Origin of the sequence: Pseudomonas protegens CHA0 (assembly GCF_000397205.1) — a bacterium.
GTDB lineage: Bacteria > Pseudomonadota > Gammaproteobacteria > Pseudomonadales > Pseudomonadaceae > Aquipseudomonas > Aquipseudomonas protegens.
Window position 1 is genome coordinate 2,444,821 of the sequence record NC_021237.1, and the last position, 14,197, is coordinate 2,459,017.

The 14,197-nt window shown below is 66.7% G+C and carries 16 protein-coding genes; 5 read left to right on the plus strand and 11 right to left on the minus strand.

Annotated features, from left to right (window positions below; all coding sequences use genetic code 11):
• Window positions 1-110: 110 nt before the first annotated feature.
• The 4 genes from PFLCHA0_RS11015 to PFLCHA0_RS11030 all read right to left on the minus strand — a co-directional run bounded on the left by PFLCHA0_RS11015 (window position 111) and on the right by PFLCHA0_RS11030 (window position 2,578).
• Window positions 111-719, minus strand: coding sequence for a DUF1842 domain-containing protein (locus PFLCHA0_RS11015; RefSeq protein WP_015634942.1), 609 nt, complete (start codon window positions 717-719; stop codon window positions 111-113).
• Between the two features lie 51 nt (window positions 720-770).
• The gene (locus tag PFLCHA0_RS11020; protein ID WP_011060455.1) at window positions 771-1,406 is read right to left on the minus strand and encodes a DUF1842 domain-containing protein; all 636 of its coding nucleotides are present in this window, start codon (window positions 1,404-1,406) and stop codon (window positions 771-773) included.
• 36 nt (window positions 1,407-1,442) lie between these two features.
• Window positions 1,443-1,631, minus strand: coding sequence for a DUF1843 domain-containing protein (locus PFLCHA0_RS11025; protein WP_015634943.1), 189 nt, complete (start codon window positions 1,629-1,631; stop codon window positions 1,443-1,445).
• A gap of 317 nt (window positions 1,632-1,948) precedes the next feature.
• Complete coding sequence (locus PFLCHA0_RS11030; RefSeq protein ID WP_011060457.1) at window positions 1,949-2,578, minus strand: HAD family hydrolase; 630 nt, start codon at window positions 2,576-2,578, stop codon at window positions 1,949-1,951.
• A 163-nt stretch (window positions 2,579-2,741) separates the two neighbouring features.
• On the opposite strand from PFLCHA0_RS11030, the gene PFLCHA0_RS31815 reads away from it, so the two are divergent.
• Together PFLCHA0_RS31815 and PFLCHA0_RS11040 are read left to right on the plus strand one after the other, a co-directional pair.
• Window positions 2,742-2,948, plus strand: a complete 207-nt coding sequence (locus tag PFLCHA0_RS31815) for a DUF6021 family protein (RefSeq protein WP_015634945.1) — start codon at window positions 2,742-2,744, stop codon at window positions 2,946-2,948.
• Window positions 2,949-3,043: 95 nt separating this feature from the next.
• A complete protein-coding gene (locus PFLCHA0_RS11040) occupies window positions 3,044-3,229 on the plus strand; it encodes a DUF2188 domain-containing protein (RefSeq protein WP_011060459.1) in 186 nt (61 codons plus the stop codon).
• Between the two features lie 94 nt (window positions 3,230-3,323).
• On the opposite strand, the gene PFLCHA0_RS11045 is transcribed toward PFLCHA0_RS11040, so the two are convergent.
• The 5 genes from PFLCHA0_RS11045 to PFLCHA0_RS11065 all read right to left on the minus strand — a co-directional run bounded on the left by PFLCHA0_RS11045 (window position 3,324) and on the right by PFLCHA0_RS11065 (window position 8,677).
• Window positions 3,324-3,848 carry a hypothetical protein gene (locus PFLCHA0_RS11045; RefSeq protein ID WP_041752103.1) on the minus strand — a complete coding sequence of 175 codons (525 nt, stop codon included), beginning with the start codon at window positions 3,846-3,848 and terminating at the stop codon, window positions 3,324-3,326.
• 50 nt (window positions 3,849-3,898) lie between these two features.
• Entirely contained in the window at window positions 3,899-4,501 is a 603-nt protein-coding gene (locus tag PFLCHA0_RS11050) for a hypothetical protein (RefSeq protein WP_015634947.1), read from the minus strand.
• Between the two features lie 50 nt (window positions 4,502-4,551).
• Window positions 4,552-4,965, minus strand: a complete 414-nt coding sequence (locus PFLCHA0_RS11055) for an LIC_13387 family protein (protein WP_015634948.1) — start codon at window positions 4,963-4,965, stop codon at window positions 4,552-4,554.
• A 120-nt stretch (window positions 4,966-5,085) separates the two neighbouring features.
• Window positions 5,086-6,858, minus strand: a complete 1,773-nt coding sequence (locus PFLCHA0_RS11060; RefSeq protein WP_015634949.1) for an acyl-CoA dehydrogenase C-terminal domain-containing protein — start codon at window positions 6,856-6,858, stop codon at window positions 5,086-5,088.
• 196 nt (window positions 6,859-7,054) lie between these two features.
• Window positions 7,055-8,677 carry an acyl-CoA synthetase gene (locus PFLCHA0_RS11065; protein ID WP_015634950.1) on the minus strand — a complete coding sequence of 541 codons (1,623 nt, stop codon included), beginning with the start codon at window positions 8,675-8,677 and terminating at the stop codon, window positions 7,055-7,057.
• Window positions 8,678-8,987: 310 nt separating this feature from the next.
• On the opposite strand from PFLCHA0_RS11065, the gene PFLCHA0_RS11070 reads away from it, so the two are divergent.
• Both PFLCHA0_RS11070 and PFLCHA0_RS11075 read left to right on the plus strand, forming a co-directional pair.
• Window positions 8,988-10,889, plus strand: a complete 1,902-nt coding sequence (locus PFLCHA0_RS11070; RefSeq protein ID WP_015634951.1) for a PAS domain-containing sensor histidine kinase — start codon at window positions 8,988-8,990, stop codon at window positions 10,887-10,889.
• Window positions 10,886-11,521 carry a response regulator transcription factor gene (locus PFLCHA0_RS11075; RefSeq protein ID WP_015634952.1) on the plus strand — a complete coding sequence of 212 codons (636 nt, stop codon included), beginning with the start codon at window positions 10,886-10,888 and terminating at the stop codon, window positions 11,519-11,521. Before PFLCHA0_RS11070 ends, PFLCHA0_RS11075 begins: the two co-directional genes overlap by 4 nt.
• A 3-nt stretch (window positions 11,522-11,524) precedes the next feature.
• On the opposite strand, the gene PFLCHA0_RS11080 is transcribed toward PFLCHA0_RS11075, so the two are convergent.
• Window positions 11,525-12,121 (minus strand): TetR/AcrR family transcriptional regulator, encoded by a 597-nt coding sequence (locus PFLCHA0_RS11080; protein ID WP_011060465.1) that lies wholly within the window; start codon window positions 12,119-12,121, stop codon window positions 11,525-11,527.
• Window positions 12,114-12,965, minus strand: coding sequence for a 3-hydroxybutyryl-CoA dehydrogenase (locus PFLCHA0_RS11085; RefSeq protein WP_015634954.1), 852 nt, complete (start codon window positions 12,963-12,965; stop codon window positions 12,114-12,116). The genes PFLCHA0_RS11080 and PFLCHA0_RS11085 overlap by 8 nt, the downstream gene beginning before the upstream one ends.
• Window positions 12,966-13,136: 171 nt before the next feature.
• On the opposite strand from PFLCHA0_RS11085, the gene PFLCHA0_RS11090 reads away from it, so the two are divergent.
• Window positions 13,137-14,153: an AraC family transcriptional regulator gene (locus tag PFLCHA0_RS11090; protein ID WP_015634955.1), complete on the plus strand. Its 1,017-nt coding sequence runs from the start codon at window positions 13,137-13,139 to the stop codon at window positions 14,151-14,153.
• Window positions 14,154-14,197: the final 44 nt, after the last annotated feature.

Consider the following 14,197-nt stretch of genomic DNA (forward strand, 5'->3'; position numbering starts at 1 on the left):
GGTGCGCGGCACCAACCCATCGAAATAGGCGCGCCTTCCTTGTGTCGCAATGGCGCGGTCGTTTTGTGGCAGCCCCCGGGGCCGCGGCGGGCGGCCCCGGGTGCTGGTGGTCAGCGCTGTTCCAGGCGGCTGATTTCTGCCTGCAACTGCTGCACCGCCTGGGTCAGGTTGTCAGCGTTGGCCAGTTGCTGCTCGCCCTGGGCCACCAGTGCCTTGAGCCGCGCCAGGTCGCCGCTGGCCTGGGCCTGCTGCAGCGCCACGGCATACAGCGGGTGGCGCGCTTCGGCGGCCGGGCCGGCCTGGCTGGCGTAGTCCGCTGCCTGCGCCTGCTCCACCGGGGCCGGGCTCACGGCGGCGTGTTGCACCACGTGCCAGTGCCCCTGGAACTGGTACTTGTAGCTGGCGAAGCCGCTGGCCCAGTCCAGGCCGAGGATGCCCTGCAGGTGGAAGGTCTCGGCGATCTGGCTGGTGGGGCCGCTGGGGTTGCCGGCCAGGCTGAGAATGATGTGCCCCTCGCTGGAGGGGTCGAGCTTGACCTGGGAGTAGTCGCCCCACACGTCGGCATGGAACTGCACCGGTGGCGAGGTGCTCTGGGTCACGCGGGCAACGCCGCTGACGCGTTTCTTCGGGGTATCGACCAGCAGGTCGAGGGTCAGCACCGGCCCACCGATCACGGGGTTGGCGACGATGAGGCGGGTATGGAACAGTCCGATTGTCATGCTGCAACTCCTTATCTTCTTGAAGACATCAGGTTCGATGGACGGCCGGCCTCAGCGCCGCTCCTGCTGGCTGATCTCGGCCTTGGCGGCCACCAGTGCGGTGCGGATCAGCGGCAGCTGTTCCAGTTGCTGGGTGGCGACCTTGTGCAGGCTCTTCATCTGCGCCAGGTCACCGCTGGCGATGGCACCGTGGATCGGCGCCCCGTACAGCGCCGAGATCGGCGGCAGCGGGTGGTTGGGCTGGCCGCGGTGCAGAGGGGCCGACAGGGTGCTGGACTGCACGGTTTCCTGCAGGTGGGCGGGCACCTGGTTGACCGTCACCCAGCTGTGGCCGTTGTAGTACTGATAGTTGGCCACGCCTTCCTTCCAGTCGTCGCTGACCACCAGGTGCAGCTTGAAGTTGATCACCGAGTTCGACCCCGGGCCGCCCTGGTTGCCCTGGGCCGTGATGAGGATCTTGCTGGTGCTGGGCGGCATGACGGTGAGGTAGGTGTACTGGCCCCAGACATCGCTGTGCAGGTCCAGGGGCGGGTTGACCGCCTGGGTGATGCTGGAAGTGCCGCGCACACTGTGTTCCGGGGTATAGGCCAGCAGGTTGAGGATCAGGGTGGGTGCGCCGGGTTGCGAGGTGCCGATGCGGTAGCTCAGGGGGAACAGGCCTTCGGCTTGCGAGTAGTTGCCGGACATTTGCTTTGCCTCCATTCAATGACAGGGGAACCGCGATCAGCGGCGTTCCAGGCGGGCGACTTCCTTGGCCAGCTGTTCGTAGGCGTTGTGCAGATCCTTGGGTTCGTTCCTGGCCGGATCGCGCTTGGCCAGCAGGGCTTTCATCTCCGGCAGCTTGCCTTCGCTGATGGCCGACTGGATGGCGACTCCGTAGGGGGGGATCACATGTTGGGATGCATTGCTCATGGCGTTTGCCTTCCGTGGGTGTGGATGGGGTGCTGCGCTACTCGGCAGCTTTTGCAGTTAAGCAGCGCGGGTGGAATTGGCAGGGTAATGGCACATTGATTTTGTGGGTTTCCGACCGGTGGATTCACGGTCGGTAAAGGGTTGATTTTGGAGACATTCCAAAGGGCGATATGCAGGCGGGAGGTGATTGCGGATGGCGATAGGAGGGGGTGAGAAAGGGGGGCGAGCGTAGGCACCGGCTGCCGGCGAAGAGGCCCTCGACAGCCATGCATCGCCCTGGCCGGCGCCTTCGCTGGCAAGCCAGCCCCTACGGGGTGTCAGTGCGCTCGGACCACCCCCAACTCCTCCAGCCGGCGCCGCGTCTCGGCCGCCGTCACATGATGAATCGCATGCCACCCCAGCGCCGTTGCGGCGACGATATTGGGCGCATGGTCGTCAATGAACACCAGTTCCTCGGGGGCCACCCCCGGCAAATGCGCACGAATGCGCCCCAGGGTCGTGTGATAGATCTCGGCATCCGGCTTGATCTGGCGCTCTTGCCCCGACACCACGATGTCGCGAAAGCGCTGCAGAAACGGGTAATTGTCCCAGGCATAGGGAAAGGTTTCCCGGGACCAGTTGGTCAGCCCGAACAGGGGCACCTGCGCCTGGTGCAGCTCTTCCAGCAGGGCCACGCCCTGATCCAGTGGCCCCTTGAGCATTTCCGGCCAGCGCCCGTAATAGGCCTCGATCAAGGGGGCATGGTCGGGGTGCTCGGCCACCAGGCTGCGGGTCGCCTCGGCCAGGCTGCGGCCGGCGTCCTGCCGGGTATTCCAGGCCTGGGTGCAGATGGTGTCGAGGAACCACTGGCGGCGCTCATCGTCGGGGATCAGCTGGCGGTACAGGTGGTGCGGGCTCCAGTCGAACAGCACGCCACCAAAATCGAAAACCACGGCACGAATCGTCATGAACACGTCCTTTTGAGCGGTTATGGGCCAGGCGCCATCCTGCGACGCCCGGCAGCACAATGCAATTTGCCGCTGGCCGCTGGTCCGCTCGGCGGCACCCTGGCCACGAATCGTGATCCAACCCCTGTATCCGGCCTTTTCCAGGCTGGCACAGGAGCTGCCCATGACTGCCAAGAACCCCACGGGGCCGCGCTCGTCCGAGCATGCCTCGAATCATCATGACCCGGGTTTCGACCCCGATTCGCCAGACCTGGCCGACCCCCAGGTAGACCCGGTAGGCCCGGCCAGGGCACCCCTGGACCGCCCTGAACCCGAGCACCGGCGCAAGCGCTCGCGGGCCTACGATCCCCTGGCCAACCTGAAGAAATGACCCGGCGCGCCGACATGCGGCAGTCGCCGGGCGGTGTGGCGGGTGTAAGGTAAAACGCCCAAGCCCCAGGCTCGCCGAGGAAAAAGGAGGTGTCCATGAGCACGCCGCTGCTGAACAAACTGCAGATCAACGGCTATCAGGTCTTGAGCGTCAACCACGGGCCCTGGAAGGTCTGCACGCCGGGTGACCGGCTTGCTACCTTCGGCACCCGGGAAGAGGCCATGGCCTTTGCCGCCGCCCTGCCGGCGCGCAGGCAACGACCGGCCGCCACCGGTGGCTAGCGCCCAGGCAGGAAAAAAGCCCCGACCGGTTCGGGGCTTTTTTATGCCCGGCCGGGGGCATGGCCGGACGGGGCGAGGGCGCAGCGGGGCGCAATTACGGCTGCATGAAACTCAGCAGCGGGAGGATGAAGGCTGCTGCCAGGGCCAGTGCCCACAGGGTCTGCAGAAACAGCTCATCGGCGTTGTCGGCGGCGGGCCGCGGGGCGAGGCGGCGGCGCCAGTAGAAGTACAGGCTGCTGACCACGAACACACAGGTGATGCCCATCATGTACTCCAGCTCCCACTTCTGGGGGCTGATGGCCAGGCTGCCGTCCTGGTCATCCGGGTAGTCGAGCCGCCACCAGGCGCCCAGCAGCAGCGGCACCAGCCCGGCCAGGAGCCAGGCCAGGCGCGCGCCGGGCATCCGGGTCAGCAGGGTCACGGCCAGGCCGATCAGGCACAGCACCCAGACAAAGAGGTACAGCTGAAAGCCCATGGCCCCACCGAACAGCGTGCTGCTGACATCCCGCGGCTGCATCATCTGCACGTCGCACAGCAGCATCAGCGACAAGGGCGCGGCAACGACGATCCAGCACAGAGGGCGGTAGAGCCACAACCACAGGGTAAACAGGCGAGACATGGGCACACTCATCGAGGTTTGGTGAAGCAAGAAAGAGGCGGGGTTGACGGTCAGTCGACAATGACCCGGGTGCCAGGGCCCAGGCACAGGCTCAACTGTTCGCCGGCCCGGTTGAAGGCGCAGTACGGCAGGGGCGCCTTGCTGGCATTGACCAAGGGGGGGATGAAGAAGCCCCCCAGCAACACCGCCCATGCAATCCGCAACGACAGCTCACGGAGGGTGGCGGGGGCTCTCGGCTTGAGCCGCTGCCGGTGCAACAGGTAGATGCCGCTGTAGACCAGGGCGAAACCGAAGACCATCACATAGTCCAGCTCCCGGGCCTGGATGCTGAAGATCAGGTTGCCGTCGAAATCGTCCGGGTAGTTGATCCGCCACCACAGGCCCAGCAGCAACTGCACCAGCCCACCGATGATCCAGGCCAGGCGGGCGCCGGGCACCCGGGTCAGCACGGCCAGGCCCAGGCCGATGACGCTGAAGGCCCAGCCGCCCAGGTACAGCATGAAACCCATGGAGCCGCCGAACAGCGTGCCGCCGACTTCCCGGGGGACGATCAGGTGCAGGTTGCAACGGATCATGGTGGCCAATTGTGCGGCCACGGCGATCCAGCACAGGAGGTAGTAGAGCCGGGACCAGAAGGTGTGCAGGGGCGACATGCAGAGACTCGAAAAAAACAGGGCCGATGAGAGTGTGTGGTGGGCTGGGTTCAAACCAACAGCAAACCGCAGGCAACCGCGAACAGCACCAGGGCGATGCTGATGCCCGCCAGGGGAATGCGAAACCAGTAACGAATCGCCAGCACCCACAGGCTGGCGAGAAACCCCAGGCCGATCAGCAGCAAGCCACGGGCCTCCAGCAGCAGGGCCGGGTGCAGCCAGGCGAGGTAGCCATAGACCAGGCCGAACAGCATGGCGCCCAGGCTGTGGCTGGCGTTGAAGCCGACCCAGGCCCGCCACAGGCTGGTCTGGCGGGTGATCATCGGCGACACCTGGCGCATGCGTTCGGCCAGGGCCGGGTCACGGGGCTGGAATTTGTCGGTGGCGAAGGTGTAGATCAGGTGCAGGGTGCCGAGCAGCAGCACGATGGCTGAGCTGGCGATGATCAGGGCGGGGGCCAACACGTTTCTTCCTTGGGCGGTGCTCGGGTGCGCGGAGTATGCCGGGCCGCCCGGGGTTTTGCACCTGCGGGCGCGGCTTTTTTACCGGCACGGGGCAGGGCGCCGGGCGCCCTGCCCAGGGGCTCAGAAGTGCTCGGCGTCGAGGCCGAACAAGGAGGCGCTGCCGGCGCGGATGCTCTGCTCCAGGCTGAGGATGCGCGGCAGCATGCGACTGAAGTAGAAGCGCGCGGTGGCCAGCTTGGCACCGTAGAAACCGTCGTCCTCGGAACGCTTGTGCTCGGCCACCTGGGCCATGCGCGCCCACAGGTAGGCGTAGGCCACGTAGCCGAACAGCTGCAGGTATTCGACGCAGGCGCTGCCTACCGCGTGGGGGTTCTGCGCCGCCTGTTCACGCAGCCAGTCGCTGAGGTCTTCCAGGCGTTGCACCGCGTCCAGCAGCTCGGCGGCGTAGGCGGCGCCGGGCAGGTAGGCGTAGTCGCGGATCTCGCCGGTGAACAGGCGCAGGGCCACGCCGCCGTTGCCCACCACCTTGCGCCCCAGCAGGTCCAGGGCCTGGATGCCGTTGGTGCCTTCGTAGATCTGGGCGATGCGTACATCCCGCACCAGTTGCTCCTGGCCCCATTCGCGGATGTAGCCGTGGCCGCCGAAGATCTGCTGGCCCAGCACGCAGCTGTCCAGGCCGGTGTCGGTGAAGAACGCCTTGGCCACCGGGGTCAGCAGCGCCACCAGGGCCTCGGCGTTGTGCCGCTCATGGGGCTGGTCGGCGAACTTGGCCAGGTCCAGCTGCTGGCCGACGTAGCTGGCGAAGGCGCGGCCGCCTTCGGTCATGGCCTTCATGGTCAGCAGCATGCGCCGCACATCGGGGTGGACGATGATCGGGTCGGCGATCTTGTCCTTGGCCACCGGGCCGGCCGGGGAGCGGCTCTGGATGCGCTCGCGGGCGTAGGTGCGGGCGTTCTGGTAGGAGTTCTCGGCGCAGCCGATACCCTGGATGCCGATGGACAGGCGCTCGTAGTTCATCATGGTGAACATCGCCGCCAGGCCCTTGTTGGCCTCGCCGATCAGCCAGCCGGTGGCGCCGTCGAAGTTCAGCACGCAGGTGGCCGAGGCCTTGATGCCCATCTTGTGCTCGATGGAACCGCAGCTCACCGCGTTGGCCGCGCCGAGATTGCCGTTGGCGTCCACATGGATCTTCGGCACCAGGAACAGCGAGATGCCCTTGGGCCCGGCCGGGGCGTCCGGCAGCTTGGCCAGCACCAGGTGGATGATGTTCTCGGTCAGGTCCTGCTCGCCGCCGGTGATGAAGATCTTGCTGCCGCTGATGCGGTAGCTGCCGTCGGCCTGGGGCTCGGCGCGGGTGCGGATGATCCCCAGGTCGGTGCCGGCGTGGGCCTCGGTGAGGCACATGGAGCCGGCCCAGCGGCCTTCGTACATCGGCGGCAGGTACAGCTGTTTCAGCGCTTCGCTGGCGTGGGCGTCGATGGCCAGGCAGGCCCCGGAACTCAGGGCCGAGTACAGGGCGAAGCTGGAGTTGGCGGCGTAGAGCATTTCCTCGAACTGCACCGCGAGCATCTTCGGCATGCCCATGCCGCCGTAGGCCGGGTTGCCGCTCAGGCCGACCCAGCCGCCCTGGATATAGGTGCTGTAGGCCTCCTTGAAACCGGCCGGGGTGCGCACCTGCCCGGCGTGCCAGCTGGCGCCTTCCTCGTCGCCGCTGCGGTTGAGCGGGGCGATCAGGTTGCCGGTGACCTTGGCCGCTTCTTCGAGAATGGCGTCGGCGGTGTCGCCGTCCACGGTATCGGCCAGGGCCGGCAGGCGCGCCCAGAGCTTGGGTGCGTTGAACACTTCATGCAGGACAAAGCGCATGTCGCGCAGCGGAGCGTTGAATTCGGGCATTGCAGGAACCTCGGGCAAAAGTGGAGGTTGAGCGGCCTCGGCCGCATGAATCGACAACGAAAACCCCGCCACCTTGTAGGAGCCGGCTTGCCGGCGAAGAGGCCCGCAAGCCATGCATCGCCCTGGCCGACGCCTTCGCTGGCAAGCGAAGCGCCGCCCGGCCAGCTCCTACAAGGGCTGGGTAGGTGTATTCAGGCTAGAGGTTTTTCGCCATGTCGCGCAGGACGAACTTCTGGATCTTGCCGGTGGAGGTCTTGGGCAACGGGCTGAAGACCACGGTACGCGGTACCTTGAAGCCTGCCAGGTGCTCGCGACAGAAGGCGATGATCTCGGCTTCGCGCACGTCCTGATGATCGGCCTTGAGGGTGATGAAGGCACAGGGCGTCTCACCCCATTTTTCATCGGGCCGGGCCACCACCGCCGCTTCCAGCACCGCCGGGTGGCGATAGAGCACGCCTTCCAGTTCGATGGTGGAAATGTTCTCGCCCCCGGAAATGATGATGTCCTTGAGCCGGTCGCGGATCTCCACGTAGCCGTCCGGGTGGGTCACCCCCAGGTCGCCGGTATGGAACCAGCCGCCCTCGAAGGCTTCGGCGGTGGCCGTGGGGTTCTTCAGGTAGCCCTTCATCACGGTGTTGCCGCGCATGAAGATCTCGCCGATGGTCTGGCCGTCCCGGGGCGTGGGTTCGAGGGTTTTCGGGTCGGCCACCATCACCCCTTCCAGGGTCGGGTAGCGCACGCCCTGGCGCGACTTGATCTGCGCCCGCTGTTCCAGGGGCAGTTCATCCCAGGCGGCGTGCCAGGCGCACAGGGTCACCGGGCCATAGACCTCGGTCAGGCCGTAGACGTGGGTCACCTTGATGCCCATTTCCTCCACCGCGCCGATCACCTTGGCCGGCGGCGCGGCCCCGGCCACCATGGCGTTGACCGGGTGGTCGATGGCCGCCTTGGCGGTGTCGGGCATGTTCACCAGGGCATTGAGCACGATGGGCGCGCCGCACAGGTGCGTGACCTGATGCTCGCGGATCAGGTCGAGGATCTTCTGCGGGTCGACCCGGCGCAAAAACACATGCACCCCGGCCAGGGCGGTGACGGTCCAGGGGTAGCACCAGCCGTTGCAGTGGAACATCGGCAGGGTCCACAGGTACACCGGGTGGTTGCCCATGGCCCAGGTCATCTGGTTGCCCAGGGCGTTGAGGTAGGCGCCGCGGTGGTGGTAGACCACGCCCTTGGGGTTGCCGGTGGTGCCCGAGGTGTAGTTCAGGGCGATGGCCTGCCACTCGTCATCGGGCCACTGCCAGGCAAACTCGGGATCGCCCTCGGCCAGGAACGCTTCGTAGTCCAGCTCGCTGACCGGCTGGCCCTCGCCGTACTCCGGGTCGTCGAGGTCGATCACCAGGGGCGGGTGATCGAGCATGGCCACGGCGGCGTGGATCACCTCATGGAACTCGCGGTCGGCGATCAGCACCTTGGCTTCGCCGTGGGCCAGCATGAAGGCGATGGCCTCGGCGTCCAGGCGCACATTGAGGGCATTGAGCACGGCGCCGATCATCGGCACGCCGAAGTGCGCTTCGAGCATCGCCGGGATGTTAGGCAGCATCACCGCCACCGTGTCGTTCTTGCCGATGCCGCGCCCGGCCAGGGCCGAGGCCAGGCGCCGGCAGCGGCTGTAGGTCTGGGCCCAGGTGCGACGGATCGAACCGTGGATCACCGCCGGGTAATCGGGGTAAACCGCAGCGGTACGCTCGATGAAGCTCAAGGGGGAGAGGGCGATATGGTTGACGGCAGTCGGCGCCAGGCCTTGCTCGTAGATGGACATGGTTCGGGTACCCGGTGGCTGATTATTAGCTCTATTGGCCGAGGCTTGGGTGGCGCGTGCTGTGTACCTGGGGGCACTGACTGTAGGAGCCGGCTTGCCGGCGAAAGCGATCCCACGGGCCTCTTCGCTGGCAAGCCAGCTCCTACGTTCGGCGTTGCTTACAGGTACGCAGCACACCCAGCGAAAGCTCGGTGACTTATCCGGGGTCTTTTATATACTGTTTGTCGATTGATATGGAAGTACTACCTGAGTTGTATAGTAGTTGTACTATAAAAAGAACCTACCCTTCCGGCCGCGAGACTGATCGACCATGCCCGACTCTACCCACCTGCGTCACTGGCTGCGCCTGCAGCGTGAAGGCCAGTTGCCGGACTCGCCCTGGCTCGGCCACGACCCGCAACCCAGCCTGCTGCTGGACGCCCAGGCGCAGCCGCTGGACCTCAACCCGGCACTGCGCCAGTGGCTGGACGATGCTGCCACTGGCGATCTCGCGGCCCTGCTGCCGGTCAACCACCCGGCCCTGGTGCGGGCCTGCCTGGAACAGCAGCGGGCCATCGAGCAGGTGGAAGCCCAGTGGGGCGAGCGCATCCTGCTCTGGAGCTTTATCCCCGATCCGCATCGCCAGCGGGTGCTGGCGCGCTGCCAGGAAGCCACGGCCCAGGTCCGGGCCGAGCGCGAGTCGGCCAAGGCCCGGCGCCTGTACCGCCTGATCACCGAAAACACCACTGACCTGATTTCCCGGCACACCCCGGACGGCAGCTTCCTCGACGCCTCACCGGCCTCCTGGACCCTGCTCGGCTACTGGCCCGAGCAACTGCGCGGGCGCCTGGCCCGCAGCCTGTTCCACAGCCAGGACCTGGCCGGGCTGATGCAGCGCTCCCGCGATGCCCTGGAGCAGGACGGCTACCACACCATGACCTACCGCATCCGCCATCGCGACGGCCACTACCTGTGGTTCGAAACCGCCTGCCGCGGCATTCGCGACACCTACACCGGCACCGTGGTGGAAGTGGTGGCGGTGTCCCGGGACATCACCGCCCGGGTCCAGGCCGAAGAGAACAAGCGGCGCCTGGCGGAAGTGGTAGAGGCCAACCCCGACCCGGTGCTGTTCATCCAGCCCGGCGGCGCGGTCACCTACCTCAACCCGGCGGCGCGGCGCACCCTGGGGCTCGGCGACGGGCAGGCAATGCCGCCACTGGCGGCCATCCTCAGCGCTGCGGTACTCGACAGCCTGCAACGCGAAGGCTGGGACCGCGCTGAACACAGCGGCCGCTGGAACATCGAGGCGCGCCTGCAACCGCCGGCCGGCGGCGCCTCGGTGCCGGTCTCGCTGATGCTCCTGGCCCACCGCGCGGCCAGTGGCGAGCGTTTCTATTCCCTGGTGGCCCACGACCAGAGCGAGCGCGAACTGCGCGAAGCCCAGCAGCGCCATCACCAGGACGAACTGGCCCACACCGCGCGCCTGGTGACCCTGGGCGAACTGGCCTCGGGTATCGCCCACGAGATCAACCAGCCGCTGGCCGCAGTGGTCAACTACGCCAATGCCAGCCAGCGCTACTTGCAGGCCCTGGGCACCCAGCCAGAGGCCGCCCGCAAGGTGGCCCAGGGCCTGGAACGGATTGCCGAGCAGGCGACCCACGCCGCCGAAGTGATCAAGCGCCTGCGGGCCTTTTTGCGCAAGGGCGGGCGCCGGGTGCAGGCCCTGGACATCGCCGAAGTGGCCCGGGAAACCGTGCGCCTGTGTGCCTGGGAAGCCCAGGCCAGCCAGGTGACGATCGACTTGCAGCTGGCGGATAATCTGCCGCCGGTGTACGCCGACCGGGTGCTGCTGGAGCAGGTACTGCTGAACCTGCTGCGCAACGCCATCGAGGCCAACCGCGAAGTGCATGGGCAGCAGGGCTCGCACATTGTGCTGGCCGCCGAGGCGACGGCCGAAGGCGGGGTGCAGATCAGCGTCAGCGACCAGGGCCCCGGTGTCTGCGCCGAGCAACTGCCGCAGCTGTTCACCCCGTTCTACACCAGCAAGGCCAATGGCCTGGGGCTCGGGCTGTCCATGAGCCGCAGCATCGTCGAGGGCTTTGGCGGCGACTTGCAGGCCCAGCCCCAGGCCATTGGCCTGCGCATGTGCTGCCGGCTGCCGGCCAGTGCCCCGGCCGACCCCTCGGCAACGTCCCAGGCAACTTCCCCCGCAACGACAGGAGCAAGGCAATGACGAGTGTGGCGCAGCAACTGGTGTATGTGGTCGACGACGACCCGGGCATGCTCGACTCCACCGTCTGGCTCCTGGAGTCGGTGGGGCTCAAGGCGCTGCCCTTCACCAGTGGCCGCGAGTTTCTCGAACACTGCGACCCGAGCCTGAACGCCTGCGTGCTGCTGGATGTGCGCATGCCCGGCATGGGCGGGCTGAACGTCCAGGAAGAGCTGCGCCAGCGCGATATCCGCCTGCCGCTGATCTTTGTCAGCGGCCACGCCGACGTGCCCATCGTGGTCCGCGCGTTCAAGGCCGGGGCGGTGGATTTCATTGAAAAGCCCTACAACGAACAGCTGTTGCTGGACAGCGTGCAGCAGGCCCTGAGCCGCGCCGACCGCCATCAGAACCAGAGTGCCGGGCAGGCCCGGGTGCAACGGTTGCTGGAAAGCCTGACGCCACGGGAGAAAGACGTGTTGCTGCCGCTGGTGCAGGGCTACACCAACCGGGAAATTGCCGAGCAACTGGGGGTCAGCATCAAGACCATCGACCTGTATCGCTCACGGGTGATGAAACGCATGCAGGCCGAACACCTGCCGGAACTGGTGGGCATGGCCATTGCCGCCGGGCTGGTAGACCCGCTGCACCTGCGCTGAGGTTCAGGCCACCGCGCTGCGCACGGGCACGCCGCCCAGCAGCCGCTCAATGGCGCCGCTCAGCAGGTTTTCCAACAGGGCTTCGCGTTCCCGCTCGGCCAGGGGTTGCTCGCTGAACCAGCTGGGGGCGCTGTTGAGCAGGTTGGCCAAAGCATGGGCCGCGGCGCGCTGCGCCTGTGGGCCAAGGCCGGTCGGGGTGCCCAGCAACTGCACCAGCTGTTGTTCGTAGCGTTCGCGCAATTGCCCGACCCGCAGTTGCTGGTCGGGATTGAGGCAGCCGCTGTCGCGCTCCACCAGGCGGAAATGCCGCGGCAATTCCCGGTGCAGCTTCAGGTGGGCGCGGATCAGCGCCGGCAGGCAGTCGCCCTGCAACTTGCGCCGTTGCAGGCGCTTGAGGGTGCTGTGCAGCTCATCGAAGAACTCCTCGATCAGGTCCAGCAACAGGTGCTGCTTGCTCGGGTAATGGTGGTACAGCGAGCCCGGGGTCAGCCCCAGATGGCTCGCCAGCTCACGCATGCCGACCTGGCCGAAGCCCTTGCTGGCGAACAGCTCCAGGGCCTTGTCGCGGCTTTCGGCAAAGCGTGAGCAACGCTCAGCCATAGTGATGGAAACCCCGACCGGTCTTGCGCCCCAGGTAGCCGGCGGCAACCATTTCCTTGAGCAGCGGCGCGGGGCGGTACTTGCTGTCGTTGAAGCCGTCGTAGAAGGCTTCAAGGATCGCCAGCAGGGTGTCCAGGCCGATCAGGTCGGCCAGGGCCAGCGGGCCGATCGGCTGGTTGCAGCCCAGGCGCATGCCGGCGTCTATGTCCTCGGCGCTGGCCAGGCCTTCCTGGAACACCAGGATCGCCTCGTTGATCATCGGCACCAGGATGCGGTTGACCACAAAACCCGGGCGGTTGCCGGCGGTGATCGCGGTCTTGCCCAGGCGCTGGGCCATATTCATGGCCAGGGCGTGGGTCGCGTCGCTGGTCTGCAGGCCGCGGATCACTTCGATCAGGCCCATCACCGGCACCGGGTTGAAGAAGTGCAGGCCGATGAACCGCTCGGGCGCGCTGACGCTGGCGGCCAGTTGGGTGATCGACAGCGACGAGGTGTTGGAGGCGATCACGCACTCGGCGCTGACCTGGGCGGCGATCTGCTGCAGCACCTTGAGCTTGAGGTCGAGGTTCTCGGTGGCGGCTTCGATCACCAGTTGCGCATCCTTGAGCACGCCGTAGTCGGTGCTGATGCGGATCCGGCCCAGGGCGGCGAGCTTGTCGTCTTCGCCGAGGGTGCCCTTGCTCACCTGGCGGTCGAGGTTCTTGCCGATGGTGGCCAGGGCCTTTTCCAGGGCGCCCTGGGCGATGTCCAGCAGGGTCACGTCAAAGCCCGCCTGGGCGCAGACCTGGGCGATGCCGTTGCCCATGGTGCCGGCGCCGATCACCCCGATATTCGCAAGATTCATCTTCAGCTCTTCCTTTGTTCATTGCCTTCGCGGAGCATGGCGCGTTTGCCTTGCACAGCGCGTTATCCAGCGCGAGTCTAGAGCCCGGCGCGGTGGCCGGCCTATGCCGAAAGCGGTCAAGCGTGCTGGCGTTTTTTGCCATAGGTCCAGCTACGGGAGCACAGCCTCTACATGCGTGAATCGGATTCGGTCGCGGTCTACTTTGTCCGGGTGATGACCCACGCCCTGCGCCAGCAGCCGGCGCGGCTGGCGGCCGTGCTGCGCGAGGCCGGCATCGACCCGGCGTTGCTCGACCAGCCCCGGGCACGGGTGCCCGGCAGTGCCTTTGCCGCGCTGTGGCTGATCCAGATCCGCGAGTTGCAGGACGAATTCTTCCAGCTCGACTCCCGGGGCATGCCGCCGGGGGCCTTTGCCCTGATCTGCCGCGGGCTGATCCAGGAGCCCAACCTGGAAAAAGCCCTGCGCCAGTGCCTGAACAACTTCGGCCTGTTCCTGCGGGACGTCGGTGCCAGCCTCAGCCTGCGGGGCAAGCGTGCGGTGATCAGCCTCGACAGCCGCTGCGCCGACCCGCTGCGCAGCCACTACGCCGAGGAAACCCTGCTGGTGCTGGTTATCAGCCTGTTGTGCTGGCTCGGCGGGCGACGGATTCCCATCGACCGCGCCGATTTTCGTCATTCACGCCTGAGCCTCAGCGACGATGCGCTGCTGTGGGGCAGCAACCTGAGCTGGAACGCCGGGCGCACCGAGATCGAATTCGCCAGCCGCTTCCTGCGCCTGCCGGTGGTCCAGGACCTGGCCTCGCTCAAGGTGTTCCTGCGCAGCGCACCGCAGTGGCTGGTGATCCGCTTTCGCAACCAGCACGGGCTGACCACCCAGGTGCACCAGCGCCTGCGGGGCAGCCACTACAGCCAGTGGCCGACCCTGGAAGCCTTCGCCCGCGAAGTGCAGATGAGCGCCAGCACCCTGCGCCGGCGCCTGGAGCGCGAGGGCGGCTCGTACCAGGAGATCAAGGACGAAGTACGCCGCGGTGTCGCCGTCGAGCTGCTACGCCGCTCGGCGGCCAGCATCAGCGAGATTGCCGAACTCACCGGCTTCCAGGAGCCCAGCGCCTTCCACCGCGCGTTCAAGAAATGGACCGGCGAAAGCCCCGGGCGCTACCGCGCCCGTTTCCAGCCAGCCCCCGCCTGATTCCACGACATCCCGGCTCCTACGGATTTCGTCCCGTCATGCAG